The organism is Pseudomonas sp. LBUM1641, from assembly GCF_059716235.1.
The window spans coordinates 1,161,015-1,180,065 of record NZ_CP166815.1 but is presented as its reverse complement, the minus strand read 5'-3'; the positions used below and the strand labels follow the sequence as shown (position 1 = coordinate 1,180,065).

17 protein-coding genes are annotated in these 19,051 nt (G+C 61.1%); 6 read left to right on the top strand and 11 right to left on the bottom strand.

The features are described 5' to 3' along the window. Positions 1–9 precede the first annotated feature (9 nt). The 3 genes from ACA046_RS05315 to ACA046_RS05305 form a co-directional block, all read right to left on the bottom strand. A complete protein-coding gene (locus tag ACA046_RS05315) occupies positions 10–1,350 on the bottom strand; it encodes an MFS transporter (protein ID WP_017476084.1) in 1,341 nt (446 codons plus the stop codon). Between the two features lie 178 nt (positions 1,351–1,528). Continuing rightward, positions 1,529–2,407, bottom strand: a complete 879-nt coding sequence (locus ACA046_RS05310) for a polysaccharide deacetylase family protein (protein ID WP_003210406.1) — start codon at positions 2,405–2,407, stop codon at positions 1,529–1,531. Positions 2,408–2,418: 11 nt separating this feature from the next. Beyond that, a complete protein-coding gene (locus ACA046_RS05305) occupies positions 2,419–3,762 on the bottom strand; it encodes an amidase (protein WP_497676047.1) in 1,344 nt (447 codons plus the stop codon). 335 nt (positions 3,763–4,097) lie between these two features. Between ACA046_RS05305 and ACA046_RS05300 the strand changes: the two genes are divergently transcribed. The 6 genes from ACA046_RS05300 to cmoB all read left to right on the top strand — a co-directional run bounded on the left by ACA046_RS05300 (position 4,098) and on the right by cmoB (position 10,707). Next, a complete protein-coding gene (locus tag ACA046_RS05300; protein WP_076017595.1) occupies positions 4,098–5,087 on the top strand; it encodes a GntR family transcriptional regulator in 990 nt (329 codons plus the stop codon). Positions 5,088–5,303: 216 nt separating this feature from the next. After that, entirely contained in the window at positions 5,304–7,724 is a 2,421-nt protein-coding gene (lon, locus tag ACA046_RS05295; protein ID WP_226476632.1) for an endopeptidase La, read from the top strand. A gap of 199 nt (positions 7,725–7,923) precedes the next feature. Beyond that, on the top strand, positions 7,924–8,316 hold the full coding sequence (locus ACA046_RS05290) for a protease inhibitor I42 family protein (RefSeq protein ID WP_010176924.1): 393 nt from the start codon (positions 7,924–7,926) through the stop codon (positions 8,314–8,316). Position 8,317: 1 nt separating this feature from the next. Further along, positions 8,318–8,974: a lysoplasmalogenase gene (locus ACA046_RS05285; RefSeq protein ID WP_459026223.1), complete on the top strand. Its 657-nt coding sequence runs from the start codon at positions 8,318–8,320 to the stop codon at positions 8,972–8,974. A 36-nt stretch (positions 8,975–9,010) separates the two neighbouring features. Next, positions 9,011–9,754, top strand: a complete 744-nt coding sequence (gene cmoA, locus ACA046_RS05280; protein ID WP_093201534.1) for a carboxy-S-adenosyl-L-methionine synthase CmoA — start codon at positions 9,011–9,013, stop codon at positions 9,752–9,754. Beyond that, a complete protein-coding gene (gene cmoB / locus ACA046_RS05275) occupies positions 9,751–10,707 on the top strand; it encodes a tRNA 5-methoxyuridine(34)/uridine 5-oxyacetic acid(34) synthase CmoB (RefSeq protein WP_459026219.1) in 957 nt (318 codons plus the stop codon). The genes cmoA and cmoB overlap by 4 nt, the downstream gene beginning before the upstream one ends. Before the next feature lie 116 nt (positions 10,708–10,823). Here the strand turns inward: cmoB and tadA are convergent, their stop codons facing one another. The 8 genes from tadA to lepA all read right to left on the bottom strand — a co-directional run bounded on the left by tadA (position 10,824) and on the right by lepA (position 19,002). Further along, the gene (tadA, locus tag ACA046_RS05270) at positions 10,824–11,321 is read right to left on the bottom strand and encodes a tRNA adenosine(34) deaminase TadA (protein ID WP_459026217.1); all 498 of its coding nucleotides are present in this window, start codon (positions 11,319–11,321) and stop codon (positions 10,824–10,826) included. After that, a complete protein-coding gene (locus ACA046_RS05265; RefSeq protein ID WP_459026215.1) occupies positions 11,321–12,700 on the bottom strand; it encodes a multicopper oxidase family protein in 1,380 nt (459 codons plus the stop codon). The genes tadA and ACA046_RS05265 overlap by 1 nt, the downstream gene beginning before the upstream one ends. A gap of 202 nt (positions 12,701–12,902) precedes the next feature. Then, positions 12,903–13,646, bottom strand: coding sequence for a pyridoxine 5'-phosphate synthase (gene pdxJ, locus ACA046_RS05260; RefSeq protein ID WP_003210427.1), 744 nt, complete (start codon positions 13,644–13,646; stop codon positions 12,903–12,905). A 52-nt stretch (positions 13,647–13,698) separates the two neighbouring features. Then, a complete protein-coding gene (gene recO / locus ACA046_RS05255; protein WP_497676046.1) occupies positions 13,699–14,388 on the bottom strand; it encodes a DNA repair protein RecO in 690 nt (229 codons plus the stop codon). Positions 14,389–14,610: 222 nt separating this feature from the next. Beyond that, the gene (era, locus tag ACA046_RS05250; RefSeq protein WP_003210432.1) at positions 14,611–15,513 is read right to left on the bottom strand and encodes a GTPase Era; all 903 of its coding nucleotides are present in this window, start codon (positions 15,511–15,513) and stop codon (positions 14,611–14,613) included. Next, positions 15,506–16,195 carry a ribonuclease III gene (gene rnc / locus ACA046_RS05245; protein WP_076017605.1) on the bottom strand — a complete coding sequence of 230 codons (690 nt, stop codon included), beginning with the start codon at positions 16,193–16,195 and terminating at the stop codon, positions 15,506–15,508. The genes era and rnc overlap by 8 nt, the downstream gene beginning before the upstream one ends. A gap of 147 nt (positions 16,196–16,342) precedes the next feature. Continuing rightward, positions 16,343–17,197, bottom strand: coding sequence for a signal peptidase I (gene lepB / locus ACA046_RS05240; protein ID WP_076017606.1), 855 nt, complete (start codon positions 17,195–17,197; stop codon positions 16,343–16,345). Positions 17,198–17,202: 5 nt separating this feature from the next. Beyond that, positions 17,203–19,002 carry a translation elongation factor 4 gene (gene lepA / locus ACA046_RS05235; protein ID WP_169378422.1) on the bottom strand — a complete coding sequence of 600 codons (1,800 nt, stop codon included), beginning with the start codon at positions 19,000–19,002 and terminating at the stop codon, positions 17,203–17,205. Between the last annotated feature and the right edge of the window lie 49 nt (positions 19,003–19,051).

The following is a 19,051-nucleotide window of genomic DNA, read 5'->3' as shown; positions in this document are numbered from 1 at the left end:
AATGACTCCTTACTGAACGGTTTCCGGACGCACATGGCGTGCGGCAAACATCAACGCACCGGACAGAAAGCACGGCAGCGCGCCAAACCACAGCGCAGCGGTCTGCCAGTCACTGCCGGCCGACAACACTTGGGTCGCGCCAAACCCGGCAACCACTGCACCAATCGGTCCCATGGCATGGATGATCGCGCCACCGGTGGCACGGATGCTGGTGGGGAAACTTTCGCTGATGAAAAACAGTGCCGCCGAGTACGGCCCGATCAGGAAGAACAGGCCCAGGCTGTAGAGCCCGACCACCATTGCCATGTTGCTCGGGCCAAACAGCATCCCGGCAAACGACAGCCCGCCGAGCATCCAGCCCAGGCCGATCACGTTGCGCCGGCCGATCTTGTCGCCCATCCAGCCGTGGCTGAGGTAGCCGCAGTAACCCACCAGGTTCGACAGCACGAGGATGATCAGCGAGTTCTCGAACGAGATGTGGTGCACGCTGACGATCACCGACGTACCCAACACGCTGAACACCTGAATCGCGGCCCAGTTGAGCAACAGCGCCGCACCAATCACCAACGTTGCACGGCGGGCCGGGCCACGGAATGCAGCCTTGAGGCCGGCCTTGCTGTGTTCGTCATAGTCCACGCCGTAGGTCACGGCGACGTTTTGTGCTTCTTTCACCGAGCCGCTTTTGCGCAGCTCGCTGATGCGTTGGTGAATCTGGAACTGCGGGCTCTCCTTGAGCTTGCGCGCCATGACCGCAATCACAATCGCCGGGATCGCCGCAAACACGAAGCAGCCCTGCCAGCCAATCACCGGCAGCAACAGCGCGGTCAAACCTGCCGCGATCAACGCGCCCACCGGCCAGCCGCCTTGGACCAGGCTGTAGATAAAGCCGCGACGCTTGGCCAGTTTCGGGTCATCCGAAGCGGCGTACAGCTCGCTCAGGTAGGTGGCGTTGACGGTTTCCTCGGCATAACCCAGGCCGCCCAGCGAACGGATCAGGATCAGCGAAGACTTGCCCCACGCGCCGCCAATGGCGGTCAGCGCCGAGCAGATTGCCGAACCGGCCACGGTGAAAATAATCCCTTTGCGCCGACCCAGCTTGTCCACGATCGGACCGATGGCCAGCGCGACCACGGCGGTGCCTACCGCCACCCATGTCGCTATCTGCGCTTGCTCCACTTCACCCCAATTAAAGTGCCGCCCGATTTCCGGCAGCAAGGTGCCGAAAAGAATGAAGTCATACACCGCAAACACCCAGGCAAAAAATGCGATCCAGGTGGCGAAACGCACTTCCTTGGGCGTCAGTTGCCGGGGTTTCCAGCCAGTCAGATCAAGCTTGTTGTAGATAGACATGAATCGCGCCTCGGGAGGTTGGCCAGGGTTTAGGTACGGGTGTCAGGTACGCGGTTGGCCCGACTGTAGGAGCGAGCTTGCTCGCGAAAAACCTGAGAACGCCCCGTTTTAACCAGACGGGCCGCGTTATCGTTGACGGTTTTCGAGAGCAAGCTCGCTCCTACAAAAGTTGGGCAGTTCAGGTACGCGGTTGGCGGCGGATGAAGTCATCGGCGATTTCGTCGAAGGTGACGAAGCGCACGCCGGCATGGCTCTGGATATGTTCGATCAGCCGCTCAAGCATCAGCAGCACTTGCGGGCGGCCGGAAACGTCGGGGTGGATGGTCATGGTGAACACCGCGTGTTCGTGCTCGCGGTAGACCCAGTCGAACTGGTCGCGCCACATTTCTTCGAGGTGACGCGGGTTGACGAAGCCGTGGCTGTTGGGGGCTTTCTTGATGAACATCATCGGTGGCAGATCGTCGAGGTACCAGTTGGCCGGGATCTCCACCAAGTCGGTTTCTTCACCACGCACCAGGGGTTTCATCCAGGTGTCGGGGTGCTGGCTGTAGTCGATCTTGGTCCAGGTATCGCCCTTGCGGACGTAGTACGGGTGGAAGTCGTTGTGCATCAGGCTGTGGTCGTACTTGATGCCTTTTTTCAGCAGCAGTTCGTTGGTGACTTTGCTGAATTCCCACCACGGCGCGACGTAGCCGGTGGGGCGCTTGCCGGTAACCTGGGTGATCAGTTCGATGGACTTGTCGAGGACGATTTCTTCCTGCTCGGCGGTCATCGCAATCGGGTTTTCGTGGCTGTAGCCGTGCACACCGATTTCGTGGCCGGCGTCGGCCACCGCTTTCATCTGCTCAGGGAAGGTTTCCATCGAGTGGCCGGGGATAAACCAAGTGGTGCGCAGGCCATAGCGCTCGAACAATTTGAGCAGGCGTGGCGCACCGATTTCACCGGCGAACAGGCCACGGGAAATGTCGTCCGGGGAGTCTTCGCCGCCATAGGAACCGAGCCAGCCGGCGACCGCGTCGACGTCGACGCCAAATGCACAGAGGATGTCTTTAGCCATGATGTGTCTCCTTAAAAAGTGAGTGCGGTTTCGACTGACAGCGCGGCCCGAAGCAGGCGCGCGTCTTCGCCGCTGGGGGCGCTGAGCAGCAAGCCAGTGGGCAGGCCCAGGGCGTCGCGGCCGCTGGGCAGGCTGACGCCGGGCATGTCCAGCAGGCTGCCGGGCATGGTCAGGCGCAGGGTGGCGAGGTTGGTGCTGACGAACAGTTGATCGTCGGCTTCCAGTGGCGCCAGGGCCGGGGCTACGCGAGCCACGGTGGGGGTGATGAGGATCGCGCCGTCGAGTTCGTCGACAAGCTGTTGTTGCAGGCGGCGACGGGCTTCGTAGAGCGCCAGCAGTTGGCTGGCCGGCAGCGTGCGAGCCGCTTCAAGGCGACGGCGTACGCGGGGGTCGAGTTGCTCGGCATCAGGGCTGTCGAGCAGGGCTTCGTGGAGGGCGAAGGCTTCGAAGGAGCCAAGCCAGCCTTGTTGCTGGATCAGGTCGAGGGTGGCCTGGAAGGTCTTCGAGGGGCGCACATCAATCAGCGCACCTTCGGCTTTCAAGCGGTCCACGCAACGCTGCAGGTTATCGCGCACTGCGGGTTCGACGCGGGCGTCTTCGAGCACATTTTGTTCGACCCAAAAACGCTGACCATTGAGGCTGCGGGCCTGGCGTGGCGGGCGCTGGTCGCGAGCGTTGAGCAGGTCGTCGATGGCCAGCGCATCGCGCACGCTGCGGGTCAGCGGGCCGAGGCTGTCGAGGGTGTGGGCCAGCGGGAAAACGCCGTCGCGGCTGTAGCGTCGGCAGCTGCTGCGATAACCCACTACGCCATTCAGTGCTGCGGGAATACGGATGGAGCCGGCAGTGTCGGTGCCCATGGCGATCGGTACGATGCCGGCCGCCACGGCGACGGCTGAACCGGACGATGAGCCGCCGGGAATACGCGGTTGATCGACACTGCTCGGGTTATGCGGCGTGCCGAAATGCGGGTTCAGGCCCAGGCCGGAATACGCCAGCTCGCTGAGGTTGGTCTTGCCCACGCTGACCATGCCGGCGCGGCACAACAGGCCTACGCTCGGCGCGTCCAGCAAGGCGGCCGGTGCGTGGCTGCGATAGGCGGCGCCCGCTGTGGTAATGCTGCCGGCCACATCAAACAGATCTTTCCAGGCCAGCGGCACGCCGTCGAACACGCTCAACGGCTGGCCGGCACGCCAACGGGCAGCGGACGCTTCGGCCTCACGGCGGGCGCGCTCGGCGGTCAGGGAAATGAATACGCTGGGGACCTTGCTCGCGTCGGCAAGTGCCTGTTCAAGTGCCTGCACCGGGTCGCTGTGACCGCTGGCGAAATCCTCGGCCAGTGAAGTGGCGTCTGACATGGGAATGACCTTTTAAAAACGTACATATTAATAAAATGTACATTTTACAAAGGCAGCTTTCGTGCCAGTCTCGTTGACACCGCGTTGGGCATGTAGGGCAGCTTGAAGCAGATACACGGCCTAGATGGGTTTCAGACATCAAAAGAAATATCGGCGGGCGTTTAACACTCGTTCACAATGAAATAATGTATCTTTTCTTAATAAGTACATTTTGGTGCAGAAAAGTAACAACTCCCTCTGCAGGCCCCAAAAAAGTGCCACCGACGTGGCGCAGAGTGACAGGCGCAACTATGAGAGAATCCCCGGCCACCGACCCGTTTGCTCCAGAGAACCCGATGAAAGCAGTGTCAGCCTCGGCTTCCCGTTACGCGATGATTCACCAGGTTTTGCGCGATGCCATCACCCACGGCACCGCGCGCCATGGCCTGGTGTTGCTGGAAGCGCCGCTGGCCGAACTGTTCGGCACCAGCCGGGTGCCGGTGCGCAAAGCCCTGAACCTGCTGCATGACGAAGGGCTGATCTGCCGCTTTGATGGCCGCGGTTACCTGATCAACCCCGAGGGCCTGGACATGGAGCCGCTGCGCCTGCCCCTGAGCCATGCGCACCTGGGCCTCAACGGTGAAGATGAATTGGTGGACACCCGGCCGCTGGGGGAGCGCATCGTCGAGGAAATCGGCGCAGCGCTTTCGACCTGCATCGCCTTCGGGCATTACCGCCTGGATGAACAGGCTGCCGCCGAGCACTACAACGTCAGCCGTGCGGTGGTGCGCGAAGCACTGATGCGCCTGCGGGACCGTGGCCTGGTGGAAAAAGAACCCTATTCCCAATGGCTGGCCGGGCCGCTGACCGCCCGGGAAGTCACCGAAGACTACGAACTGCGCGCCTGCCTGGAGCCGGAAGCCCTGCGCCAGAGCGCGCCAAACCTCGACCGCGACCTGCTGCAAGCCATGTTGCAGCGGGTGCTCGATGCCCAGGACAGCGCCCATTGCAGCCTGGAAGAAATCGAGCAAATCGAGGAAGACCTGCACCAGCACTGCCTGGCGGGCCTGCAAAACCGCAAGATCGCCGCGCTGATTCGCCAGGGCCAGAGCCCGATGATCATCAGCCGGATTTTCTACCGCCTGCTGGGCATCGGTGCCGATCCGGCGATGCTGGCCGAGCACCGGCTGATCCTTGAACTGTTGCTGCATGGCGCATTCGACGCCGCCGCACTGAACCTGCGCGAGCACCTGCAACGGGCCAGGCAGCGGATGTTGCAGCGCTTGAAGGTGCTGTCGGTGCTGCCTGAACAGCCTTTACCGGCCTACTTGCACAAACTCAGCTGACGAAATGCAATCGAAAATTTGGGAGCGGGCCTGCTCGCGAATGCGGCGCATCAGTCACAGATGCATTGACTGACAGACCGCATTCGCGAGCAAGCCCACATTTGTTCAGCGGCGCTTTTGAAAATATTGTGCAATATGTTGCTATCTCACCCCACCCATTGAAACCACGGCCGACCTGCCCCATCTAACCTGCATACTTCCTTATGCAGGTGCCCCATGAGCGACCAGCAAGAATTCCCGGACATCGACCTCAACGACTACGCCGATCCGGAAAACGCTGAACACACTTCTTCCAACACTGGCCTGGCCCTGCCAGGGCAAAACCTGCCCGACAAGGTCTACATCATCCCGATCCACAATCGGCCGTTCTTCCCGGCGCAAGTGTTGCCGGTGATCGTCAATGAAGAGCCGTGGGCCGAAACCCTGGAGCTGGTGAGCAAATCCGACCACCACTCCCTTGCCCTGTTCTTCATGGAAACCCCGCCCGAAGATCCGCGCCACTTCGACACCTCCAGCCTGCCGCTGTACGGCACCCTGGTGAAGGTGCATCACGCCAGCCGCGAAAACGGCAAGCTGCAATTCGTCGCCCAGGGCCTGACCCGCGTGCGGATCAAGACCTGGCTCAAGCACCACCGTCCACCGTACCTGGTGGAAGTCGAATACCCGCACCAGCCGACCCAGCCGACCGATGAGGTCAAGGCCTACGGCATGGCGCTGATCAATGCGATCAAGGAACTGCTGCCGCTCAACCCGCTGTACAGCGAAGAACTGAAGAACTACCTCAACCGCTTCAGCCCCAACGATCCGTCGCCGCTGACCGACTTTGCCGCGGCCCTCACCTCGGCCACCGGCAATGAGTTGCAGCAAGTGCTGGACTGCGTACCCATGCTCAAGCGCATGGAAAAAGTCTTGCCGATGCTGCGCAAGGAAGTCGAAGTCGCGCGCCTGCAAAAAGAAATCTCCGCCGAAGTGAACCGCAAGATCGGCGAGCACCAGCGCGAGTTCTTCCTCAAGGAGCAACTCAAGGTCATCCAGCAGGAACTGGGGCTGACCAAGGACGATCGCAGCGCCGACGTCGAGCAGTTCGAACAACGCCTGGTGGACAAGGTGCTGCCGGCCCAGGCGCAAAAACGCATCAGCGAAGAAATGAACAAGTTGTCGATCCTGGAAACCGGTTCGCCGGAGTACGCGGTTACCCGCAACTACCTGGACTGGGCCACCTCGGTGCCATGGGGTGTGTATGGCGAGGACAAACTCGACCTGAAGCACGCCCGCAAAGTGCTCGACAAGCACCACGCCGGCCTGGACGACATCAAGAGTCGCATCCTCGAATTCCTCGCGGTGGGCGCCTATAAAGGCGAAGTCGCCGGCTCCATCGTGTTGCTGGTGGGCCCGCCGGGCGTGGGCAAGACCAGTGTCGGCAAATCGATTGCAGAATCCCTCGGCCGGCCGTTCTACCGCTTCAGCGTCGGCGGCATGCGCGACGAGGCCGAGATCAAGGGCCATCGCCGCACCTACATCGGCGCGATGCCGGGCAAGCTGGTGCAAGCCCTCAAAGATGTGGAAGTGATGAACCCGGTGATCATGCTCGACGAGATCGACAAGATGGGCCAGAGCTACCAGGGCGACCCCGCCTCGGCGCTGCTCGAAACCCTGGATCCGGAACAGAACGTCGAATTCCTCGACCACTACCTGGACCTGCGCCTGGACCTGTCCAAAGTGCTGTTCGTGTGCACCGCCAACACCCTGGACTCGATCCCCGGCCCATTGCTGGACCGCATGGAAGTGATTCGCCTGTCGGGCTACATCACCGAAGAAAAGGTCGCGATTGCCAAGCGTCACCTGTGGCCAAAACAGCTGGAAAAAGCCGGCGTGTCGAAAAACAGCCTGTCCATCAGCGACGGCGCCCTGCGCGCCCTGATCGATGGCTACGCCCGGGAAGCCGGTGTGCGTCAGTTGGAAAAACAGCTGGGCAAACTGGTGCGCAAGGCGGTAGTCAAGCTGCTGGATGAGCCGGACTCGGTGATCAAGATTGGCAACAAAGACCTGGAAGCCTCCCTGGGGATGCCGGTGTTCCGTAACGAGCAAGTGCTGTCGGGCACCGGTGTGATCACCGGCCTGGCCTGGACCAGCATGGGCGGCGCGACCCTGCCGATCGAGGCGACGCGTATTCACACACTGAACCGTGGCTTCAAACTCACCGGGCAACTGGGTGACGTGATGAAGGAATCGGCCGAGATTGCCTACAGCTACATCAGCTCCAACCTGAAGTCGTTCGGCGGTGATCCGAAGTTCTTCGACGAAGCTTTCGTGCACCTGCATGTGCCGGAAGGTGCCACGCCGAAAGACGGCCCGAGCGCGGGCGTGACCATGGCCAGTGCGCTGCTGTCCCTGGCACGTAACCAGCCGCCGAAAAAGGGCGTGGCGATGACCGGTGAACTGACGTTGACCGGACATGTACTGCCGATTGGTGGGGTCCGCGAGAAGGTGATTGCGGCGCGGCGCCAGAAGATTCACGAGTTGATCTTGCCGGAGCCTAACCGCGGGAGCTTTGAGGAGCTGCCGGAGTATCTGAAGGAAGGGATGACGGTGCACTTTGCCAAGCGCTTTGCGGATGTGGCGAAGGTGTTGTTCTGATAGTTATGTAGTGCCTGAGCTGGCCCCTTCGCGAGCAAGCCCGCTCCCACACTTGACCGAGTTAATCCTTTGGAATGCGGTCGAATGTGGGAGCGGGCTTGCTCGCGAAGAGGCCGGAGCAGCCAACACAACGCCATCTGTCACACCTTGTCTCATCTTCGGTTATGCTCGCCCTTCGTCGTCAAACAACGGAGCCCCCATGACCGCTGCCCGCCTGCTTCTCCCCCTGAGCCTTTGCCTGCTCGCCGCCTGCGCCAGCGCGCCGAAGCAAAACGTCACCGTGGAAAAACAGAGCGCTTGCCCACTGCAACTCAAGACCGGGCAAAACCTGATCCTGACCCTGCCAAGCAATCCCACCACCGGTTATCGCTGGGCCATCCAGGACTCGGCCGGCGGTGTGCTGCGCAGCCTGAGCCCCGAGGTCTACAGCAACACTGAAGACACCGGTGTGGTCGGCAGCGGCGGTCAATCCACCTGGCGCTTCCAGGCCTTCAACGCCGGCCAGGGCCGTTTGCGCCTCACCTCACAACAACCCTGGGAGCCGGAAGCAGAACCGGCCGAAACCTTCGACTGCGCCATTACGGTGAACTGATATGCCATGGATGATCCTTGCGTTGATGGGTGCGGTGACCTTTATCTACGGCCTGAGCACCCACGCCACCCTGCTCTGCCTGTTGGTAAAGCCGTTGCCGGTACTGGCGTTGCTGGGCTGGCTGCATGATGCGCCGCCTACCGACTATCGACGCTGGATCAGCCTGGGGCTGATTTTTTCCCTGGTGGGCGATGTGCTGCTGGCCTGGCCCGGCGACTTGTTCATCTTCGGCCTGGGGGCGTTTTTGTTCGCGCACCTGGCGTACCTGAAAGCCTACTTGAGCGACTGCCGCCGACCGGCCTTTTTGCCGCTGGTATTGGCACTGGTGGTGGGCGCGATATTGCTGAGCATTCTGATTTCCCACGGCCTTGGCCCATTGCTGGTGCCGGTGGTGGTGTATGCGCTGGTGATCAGCGCCATGTTGTGGCGAGCGCTGGCGCGATTGGGCAGCGATGTGCCCAAGCGCTCAGCGTACCTGGCGGCGGCGGGCGCAGCGTCGTTCGTGTTTTCCGACACGCTGATTGGGATCAATCGGTTTGTGGTTTCGTTTGAAGCGGCGCCGTATTTGCTGATCGTCAGTTATTGGCTGGGGCAGTGGGGGATTACCGCATCGGCGTTCCATCAGACAACCCGCGCATCCGACGACCAACTTGGCTAAAATGCCCGGCTTTCCCCCTTCGTCGCCGGAACAGCCGTGAGCAAAGAACCCGATCGCCTATTCGCCCAGCCCCTGCCCCAGGTGCCAGACTTCGCCTTCAATGAAGACGTGGTGCGGGTATTCCCGGACATGATCAAGCGCTCGGTGCCCGGCTACCCGACCATCGTCGAGAACCTCGGCGTACTCGCGGCGCAGTTTGCCCAGCCCAATAGCGTGCTCTACGACCTCGGTTCATCCCTCGGCGCAGTCACCCAGGCCCTGCGCCGTCACGTGCGCACCGACGGTTGCCGGGTGATTGCTGTGGATAACTCGGCGGCGATGGTCGAGCGTTGCCGCGAATACCTCAACGGCCAGGACTCGATGTTCCAGGAGTTGCTGCCAGTGGAGGTGATCGAGGGCGATATCCTCGCGCTACAATTCCAGCCGGCTTCGGTGGTGGCGCTGAACTTCACCCTGCAATTTATCGCCCCCGAACAACGCTTGGCCTTGCTCTCGCGCATTCGCCAATCGCTGCTGCCGGGCGGCGCGCTGATCCTCTCGGAAAAGCTGCGCTTCAATGATCCTGAAGAACACGCGCTGCTCACCGACTTGCACATCGCCTTCAAGCGCGCCAACGGCTACAGCGAACTGGAAATCGCCCAGAAGCGCAGCGCCATCGAAAACGTCATGAAGCCCGACAGCCTCGAAGAACACCGCGAACGCCTGCTGGCGGCCGGATTCTCGAAAGTCGTGCCGTGGTTCCAGTGTCTTAACTTTGCCTCGTTGATTGCCTTGCCATGATTGATCTGTCTCCCCTCGCCCGCCATCTGGTCGGCACTCCCCTGGCCGTTTGGGCCCAGGGCCTGCAGGCGCAACTCGATGCGAAGATGGAAAAAGGTCATGGCGACCTGGAGCGCTGGCAGAGTGCGCTGGATGCGCTGCCGAACATCATGCCCAGCGACATCGACCTGCTCAATGGTCTGGTGCTCGACACCGATTGCGACGACGAAACCCGTGCGCAAATGCGTACGGCCCTGCTGGGCTTATGCCCGTGGCGCAAAGGCCCGTTTGATCTGTTCGGCGTGCACGTCGACACCGAATGGCGCTCGGACTGGAAGTGGTCGCGAGTCGCGCCGCACCTGGACCTCAAGGGCAAACGCATCCTCGATGTGGGCTGCGGTAACGGCTATTACATGTGGCGCATGCTCGGCGCCGGGGCGGACAGCGTGATTGGCGTCGACCCGAACTGGCTGTTCTTCTGCCAGTTCCAGGCGGTGCAGCGCTACTTGCCTGAGCCAAAGGCCTGGCACCTGCCGTTCCCGTTTGAAGATCTGCCGCCGAATATGGAAGGCTTCGATACCGTCTTTTCCATGGGCGTGTTTTACCACCGCCGTTCGCCGATCGAGCATTTGCTGGCGTTGAAGGATTGCCTGGTCAAGGGCGGTGAGTTGGTGCTGGAGACGCTGGTGGTTGAAGGCGATCAGCAGCAGGTGCTGGTGCCGGAAGACCGTTACGCGCAGATGCGCAACGTGTGGTTCCTGCCGTCGGTGCCGGCGCTGATGCTGTGGCTGCGCCGCGCGGGCTTCACCGATGTGCGCTGTGTGGATGTGAGCGTGACGACGATTGAGGAACAGCGCGGCACGGAGTGGATGAAGTATCAGTCCCTCAGCGACTTCCTGGACCCTGAGGATCACAGCAAGACCATCGAAGGGCTGCCGGCGCCGATGCGGGCGGTGATTGTCGCCAAGAAGTAACCCTTCCCGTAGCAGCTGTCGAGCCCAAGCGAGGCTGCGTGGGGAGCACCGCGCACTAACGGGTGCCGCCGACGCAGCCTCGCTGGGGCTCGACAGCTGCTACGAGAATATAACGATCAAACCGTGGGTTTGGCTCTTCGCGCCTTGAAGAACTCGCTCAACACCGTCCCGCACTCTTCGGCCAACACCCCGCCTTCATACAGCACCCGATGATTGAGAAAGCCCTGGGTAAAAAACTGCCCTTGGCTTTGCACGATCCCGGCTTTTGGTTCGAGCGCGCCGTACACCACCCGGGCGATCCGCGAGTGGACGATCAGCCCGGCGCACATGCTGCACGGCTCCAGCGTGACGTAGAGCGTGCTGCCCGGCAGCCGGTAATTGCTGACGGCCTGGGCCGCGGCCCGGATCGCGACCATCTCGGCATGCGCACTGGGGTCGTTGCCGCTGATGGGGCAGTTGAAGCCACGCCCGATGATTTCTCCATCCTGCACCAGCACCGCGCCCACCGGCACTTCACCCAGCGCGGCGCCTTGGGCGGCCAGGGTCAGCGCTTCACGCATGAAGTCCTGGTCGCGGCTGCGGTCGATAATCGCCGTGGGGCGAAACTGGCGCATCACGCCACCTCGATGGCGGCCATCAGGCCGGTTTCCATGTGGTCGATCACATGGCAATGGAACATCCAGACACCCGGGTTATCCGCCACCAACGCTACGCGGGCACGTTCGTTCTTGCCCAGCAGGTAGGTGTCGGTGAAGTACGGAATCACCTTGTGGCGGTTCGAGGCGATGACCTTGAAACTCATACCGTGCAGGTGGATCGGGTGTTGGTACTGGGTCATGTTCTTCAATTCAAAAATGTAGCTCTTGCCCTTTTCCAGCTTGGCAATCGGGCGGTCGGCGCAGGTCTTGTCGGTGATGTCCCAGGCCTGGCCGTTGATCTGCCACAGGCTCGGCGGCTTATTGTCCACGTTCACCGAAACCGATCCAACCCATTCGAAATTGAAGTTGAGTTTCTCGGCATTCGCCAGGTCCGGCTCGGCGACCGGGTTGGCGGGCAACGCAGGCGGCCATTCGGTAGGTGCGTCGGTGCTGGCGACCGAGCGGAAGGTGCCCAGGCGTACCGGGCCGTTGCGGATCGACAGTTCTTCACCGGCGGGAGGCGCCTTGATGGCCAGGCAGATACGCATGCCGGGGCCCAGCCAGTACTCCTTGCCCAACGGGCGTGGTTCGACGGGATTGCCGTCCAGGGCATAGATCTGCGCTTCAACGTCGGGGATGTTAATGCGATAGGTCAGGGTGTTATCGAGGTTGAGCAGGCGCACGCGGGTGATCTGGCCGGCCGGCAGATCGATCACCGCCTGAGACACACCGTTGATGGTCGACAGGCGCCCGGCGGTACCGCCACGCGCCGCTTCACGCGGGATGCTGAAGGCCACAAAGGCGCCCTCTTCGTCCACGTGCCAGCTTTTCAGGCTCAAGGTGCGTTCGTGTTTGAAACCGGTGGGTTCGCGCTCTTCGACAATCAGCGGCCCTACCAGGCCACGGCCGAGTTCTTCGCTGCTGTTCACATGAGGGTGATACCAGTAGCTGCCGGCATCGGGCACGCGGAATTTGTAGTCGAAGTATTCGCCCGGCAGTACCGGCAATTGCGAGACATACGGCACGCCGTCCATTTCCAGCGGCAGGCGAATGCCGTGCCAGTGGATGGTGGTGGCGACCGGCAGGTGGTTGATAAAGCGCACCCGCAGCCATTCACCCTGACGCACCCGCAACTCGGTCCCCGGCGCCGAAGGGCCGAACGCCCAAGCTTCGGTCTTGTGTCCCGGTACCAGCTCCACATCCAATGGCGCGGCGATCAACTCGTAATCGTGCCCTGCCTCGGCCTCGGCGACCTTACCCAGCCAATAGCGGTAGGCGCCACCGGCACCGACGCCCACTACCGCGAGACCGGCAAGACCACCCAGGATTTGTCGACGGGAAAACGATTGGGACACAACAACCTCACGTATCTGCCGCGAGTCCGAGACCCGCAAAGGGCAGATACCATACACCTGCATCACCTAAACAGTAAGGGTTCGCATTGCCACATGTGGGAGCGGGCTTGCTCGCGAAGGCGGTGGGTCAGTTCCTCATGCACCGGCTGACACGCCGCATTCGCGAGCAAGCCCGCTCCCACATTGGATCTTCAGCGCTCTTTTAATGTTTGGCGGCAGCCAGAATCAAGGCTTTCATCTCGGCGACGGCGCCTTTGAAGCCGACGAACAGCGCGTGCGCCACCAGCGCATGGCCGATGTTCAGCTCGTTAATGCCCTTGATTGCGGCGACCGCTTCGACGTTGTGGTAGTGCAGGCCGTGGCCAGCGTTGACGATCAAGCCTTCACCCAGGCCGCAGTTAACGCCATCGATGATGCGCTGCAATTCGTCGGCAACTTCAGTCGGCGTGGTGGCGTCGGCGTAACGGCCGGTGTGCAGTTCGATGGCCGGTGCGCCTACACGGCGCGAAGCTTCGATCTGGCGCTCGTCGGCGTCGATGAACAGCGAGACTTCACTGCCGATCTTCGACAGACGCTCCACGGCAGCCTTGATCCGCGCTTCCTGGCCAGCCACATCAAGGCCGCCTTCGGTGGTGAGTTCCTGCCGGGTTTCCGGCACCAGGCAGATATGCGCCGGGCGGATGCGCTCGGCGAACGCCATCATTTCTTCGGTGACGCCCATTTCGAAGTTCATTCGGGTTTGCAGCACGTCCTTGAGCAGCAGCACGTCGCGCTCCTGGATGTGGCGGCGGTCTTCGCGCAGGTGCACGGTGATGCCGTCGGCGCCCGCTTCTTCGGCGTCCAGCGCGGCCTTGACCGGATCCGGGTAACGGGTGCCCCGGGCCTGGCGCAGGGTGGCTACGTGGTCGATGTTCACGCCGAGAAGAATGCGATTGCTGGTGGTCACGAAAAGCGCTCCTGAAGAGGGAAGGAATCGCTGCACAGCATACACGGGGATGTCAGGGCTTTCGAAACAACTCGCGGCTGACCAGTGGCCGACCGCCCAAATGCACGGCCAGGGCCTGGCGCATCAAGCGCTTGGCGGCAGACAAGGCGCCGGGGGCGGTCCAGTCGGCTTCGCTCATGGCCAGCAGCTCAGTGCCTTGGAACAGGCCGGGTTGCAGCAGGTAGACCCGCTCCAGGCCTGCGTCCACTTGCAGGCGGTACATGCCGTCGGCGGCGATGGGATCGCCGTGCAGGTCGTTGCTCAGTTCGAAGCCGTAGCCCAAGTCATCCAGCAGGCGCCATTCGAATGCACGTAACAGCGGTTCGAGGGGGCGGCCTTCGGCGAGGGCAAGCAAGGTGGCGGCGTAGTGATCGAAGACGCCGGGGTGTGGGTCTTCGGCGGGAAGCAGGCGGATCAGCAACTCGTTGAGGTAGAGGCCGCTGAACAGCGCCTCGCCGTTGAGCCAGTTGGAGACGCCGGCGGCTTCCATGCGGCCGACGTTCTTCAGCTCGCCACGTCCGCGAAACTCCACTTCCAGGGCCACGAAGGGCCGCGCCAGGGTGCCCGCCTTCCCGCGAGCACTGCGCAAGACTGCGCGCAGACGGCCTTGGGGTGTGAGGAAGTCCACCAGGGCGCTGGTCTCGCGGTAGGCGCGGCTGTGCAAGACGTAGGCGGGTTGGCCGGTGGGTGGGGTTTGGGACATGCCGTGTAAGAGTCTCTAAAGAGAGGCCAGTGTGGTGAAGCGCTTTTGTGGCGAGGGAGCTTGCTCCCGCTGGGCTGCGAAGCAGCCCTAAAACCAGACACCGCGTTTTAACTGATGGGCCTCGGCGACTGGATTGGGGCCGCTTCGCGCCCCAGCGGGAGCAAGCTCCCTCGCCACAGCAAGCCCCCTCCCACATTTGTCCTGCGGTGTTCCGGAGACCTGTTACAGGTCGCCGTAACCCAACGAACGCAACGCACGCTCGTCATCGGACCAACCACCCTTAACCTTCACCCACAGGTTGAGCATGATCTTGGAATCAAACAGCAATTCCATGTCCTTGCGCGCTTCGGTGCCGATGCGCTTGATGCGCTCGCCCTTGTCGCCAATGATGATTTTCTTCTGGCCGTCACGTTCAACGAGGATCAACGCGTGGATATGCAGGGTTTTGCCCTGCTGCTTGAACTCTTCGATTTCGACGGTGATCTGGTACGGCAGCTCGGCGCCCATCTGGCGCATGATTTTCTCGCGTACCAGTTCGGCGGCGAGGAAACGGCTGCTGCGGTCGGTGATCTGGTCTTCCGGGAAGAAGTGCTCGTTCTCCGGCAGGTAACCGGCGATCACACGCTCCAGGGCTTCGAGGTTGTGCCCGTGCTGGGCCGAGATCGGCATGATCTGGGCGTTCGGCAGTTGTTCCTGCAGCCAGCTCAGGTGCGGCATCAGTTCGGCCTTGTCTTCGATACGGTCGGTCTTGTTCAACGCGACGATCAACGGGCCGGTGACGTACTGCACGCGCTCCAGAACCATCTGGTCTTCATCGGTCCACTTGGTGCGGTCGACCACGAAGATCACCACGTCGACGTCTTTCAACGCCGCCGAAGCGGTTTTGTTCATGTAGCGGTTAAGGGCCTTTTCGCCGCCTTTGTGCATGCCCGGGGTATCAACGTAGACCGCCTGTACGGCGCCTTCGGTCTTGATGCCAAGCATGTTGTGGCGGGTGGTCTGAGGCTTGCGCGAGGTGATCGCCAGCTTCTGTCCCAGGATGTGGTTCAGCAACGTGGACTTGCCCACGTTCGGACGGCCAACGATGGCAACATAGCCACAGCGAGTTGCGGTTGAATCAGTCATGGCCATTCTCCACGCCCAGGGCAATCAGTGCTGCAGCGGCCGCTACCTGTTCGGCAATACGACGGCTCACACCCTGACCTCGGCTTTTTTCATTCAGTAAGGTGATTTCGCATTCGACGAAGAACACTCGGCAATGCGGCTCACCCTGGATATCCACCACTTCGTAACGCGGCAGGTCGCAACCCCGGGACTGCAGGAATTCCTGCAGGCGGGTCTTCGGATCTTTGTTGGTGTCTACCAATGTCAGGCTTTCGATCTCGGTCGCCAGCCAGGCGACAACGCGCTCCTTGGCTGCTTCCATGCCTGCATCGAGGTAGATCGCGCCGATCAGTGCTTCAAGGGCGTCAGCCAGGATCGACTCGCGACGGAAACCGCCGCTCTTCAGCTCGCCGGAACCCAGGCGCAGGTAATCACCCAGGTCGAAACCACGGGCCAGTACGGCCAGGGTCTCGCCTTTTACCAGGCGCGCACGCAAGCGCGACAACTGGCCTTCACGGGCCAGCGGGAAGCGATCGAACAAGGCTTCGCCGGCGACGAAATTGAGGATGGCATCACCGAGGAATTCCAGGCGCTCGTTATTACGCCCGGCAAAACTGCGGTGTGTCAGGGCAAGGATCATCAGTTCCTGATCCTTGAAGGTGTAGCCGAGCTGACGCTCGAGACGGCTTAGAGAAACGCTCACGGTTTACCCACATTCAGTTCGAGGCACCGGTGGCCTGCGACGATTAACGCTGTGTTCAAATTCAAATCCTGGTGGTTGCTGCATGGAGCCGGACTTTGTCCAAGCCCCAGAAAAGCATTCGGCGCTGTGTTCACAGCGCCGCATGGATTACTTGATCAGCCCGACCCGCGAGAAGTTCGGCAGGTGGCTGAGCTTGGGTTCCGGCCAACTCATCCAGACCGCGAAGGCCTTGCCGACGATATTCTGGTCGGGGACCATGCCCAGCAGCTCTTTGGGAATATTGGGATCATCCCAGTAGCGGCTGTCATTGGAGTTGTCGCGGTTGTCGCCCATCATGAAGTAATGCCCGGCAGGCACTGTCCATTGGTTGTCAGGCGGCGAACGGTAGCGGCTCATTTCCTTGCGGATTTCGTGCTCTACCGCCCCGAGTTTTTCCTGGTACAGCTCGGCGCTGCCCAGGGTGTTCGGCTCGGAACCGATCAGTTTTTCCGCCACCGACTCGCCATTGACGAACAGGCGCTTGTCGCTGGTGTAGCGAATCACATCGCCCGGCAGGCCCACTACACGCTTGATGTAGTTGACGTTCGGGTCGCTTGGGTAGCGGAACACCATCACATCGCCGCGCTGCGGGTCACCGATCTCGATGACTTTCTTGTCGATCACCGGCAAGCGAATCCCGTAGGAAAACTTGTTCACCAGGATGAAGTCGCCCACGTCCAGGGTAGGTTTCATCGATCCCGAAGGGATCTGAAACGGTTCCACCAGGAACGAACGCAGCACCAGCACGATGAACAACACCGGGAAGAACGACTTGCCGTATTCAACCAGCATTGGCTCTTTGTTCAGTTTCTCGACCACCGCTACATCGGGCTGGCTGACGCTGCCCTGATAGGACGCGATGGCAGCCCGGCGACGCGGGGCGAAGAACATCAGATCGAGCAACGCCAGGAGACCGCAAACGGCAACGGCAATGACCAGCAACAGCGGGAAATTTAGTGACATAGGACCTAACTATCCAACCTGAGCACCGCAAGGAAGGCTTCTTGTGGAATTTCCACGTTGCCCACTTGCTTCATGCGTTTTTTACCGGCCTTTTGCTTCTCGAGCAGCTTGCGCTTACGGCTGACGTCGCCGCCATAGCATTTGGCCAGTACGTTCTTTCTGAGTGCCTTGACGGAGGTCCGCGCAATGATCTGCCCGCCAATGGCGGCCTGGATCGCGACGTCGAACATCTGGCGCGGAATCAGTTCTTTCATCTTTTCGGTCAACTGGCGACCTTTGTAGTGCGCGTTGTCCTTGTGCACGATCAGCGCCAGGGCATCGACCTTGTCGCCGTTGATCAGCACATCCAGCTTCACCAGATTAGCTGATTGGTAACGATCAAAATGGTAATCCAGCGAAGCATAGCCGCGGCTGGTGGATTTGAGACGGTCGAAGAAGTCCAGGACCACTTCGTTCATCGGCAAATCGTAGGTCACTTGCACCTGGGTACCGAGGAACAGCATGTCGTGCTGTACGCCACGCTTTTCGATACACAGGGTAATGACGTTGCCCAGGTGTTCTTGCGGCACAAGAATATTGGCCCGCACGATCGGTTCGCGCATGTCTTCGATGGAAGACAGATCCGGAAGCTTCGACGGGTTGTCGACGTAAATCGTTTCACCGGTTTTCAGCGCCAGCTCAAAAATAACCGTCGGCGCGGTGGTGATCAGGTCCAGGTCGTATTCGCGCTCGAGGCGCTCCTGGATGATTTCCATGTGCAGCATGCCCAGGAAACCGCAGCGGAAGCCGAACCCGAGGGCGTCGGAGCTTTCCGGGGTGTATTGCAACGACGAGTCGTTGAGGGTCAGCTTCTGCAGGGCTTCGCGGAAATCCTCGAAGTCGTCGGAGCTGACCGGGAACAGGCCGGCGTAAACCTGCGGCTGGATGCGTTTGAAGCCCGGCAGCACGTCGACGTCAGGGGTGGAGCTCAAGGTCAGGGTGTCACCTACCGGTGCACCGTGGATGTCCTTGATGCCGGCGATGATGAAGCCCACTTCACCGGCTTTCAGATCAACGGTTGCAGTGTGCTTGGGGTTGAACACACCAACGCTGTCCACCAGGTGGATCTTGCCGGTGGATTTGACCAGGATCTTGTCACCCTTCTTCACACGGCCGTGGCGCACGCGTACCAGGGAAACAACGCCCAGGTAGTTGTCGAACCAGGAGTCGATGATCAACGCTTGCAGCGGATCTTCGTAGTTGCCGGTAGGCGCGGGAATGGTCTTGACCAGGCGCTCGAGCACTTCGTCGACACCCAGGCCGGTCTTGGCGCTGCACTCGACGGCGTCGGTGGCGTCAATGCCGATGATCTTCTCGATCTCTTCCTTGACGCGGTCCGGATCGGCCTGTGGCAGGTCGATCTTGTTCAGCACCGGCATCACTTCCAGGCCTTGCTCGATGGCGGTGTAGCAGTTGGCGACGGACTGGGCTTCAACGCCCTGGCCCGCATCCACTACCAGCAACGCACCTTCACAGGCCGCCAGGGAACGGCTGACTTCATAGGTGAAGTCGACGTGGCCCGGGGTGTCAATGAAGTTGAGCTGGTACTTGATACCGTCTTTGGCGGTGTAATACAGAGTAACGCTGTGGGCCTTGATGGTGATCCCGCGCTCGCGCTCGAGGTCCATGGAGTCCAGCACCTGGGCTTCCATTTCACGCTCGGCAAGGCCGCCGCACATCTGGATAAATCGATCGGCCAGCGTCGACTTGCCATGGTCAATGTGGGCGATGATGGAGAAATTGCGGATATGACTCAAATCACTCACGGATCAACACTCAAAAAGGCTGCAGGCAGACTGCCCGCTGAAAAATAGC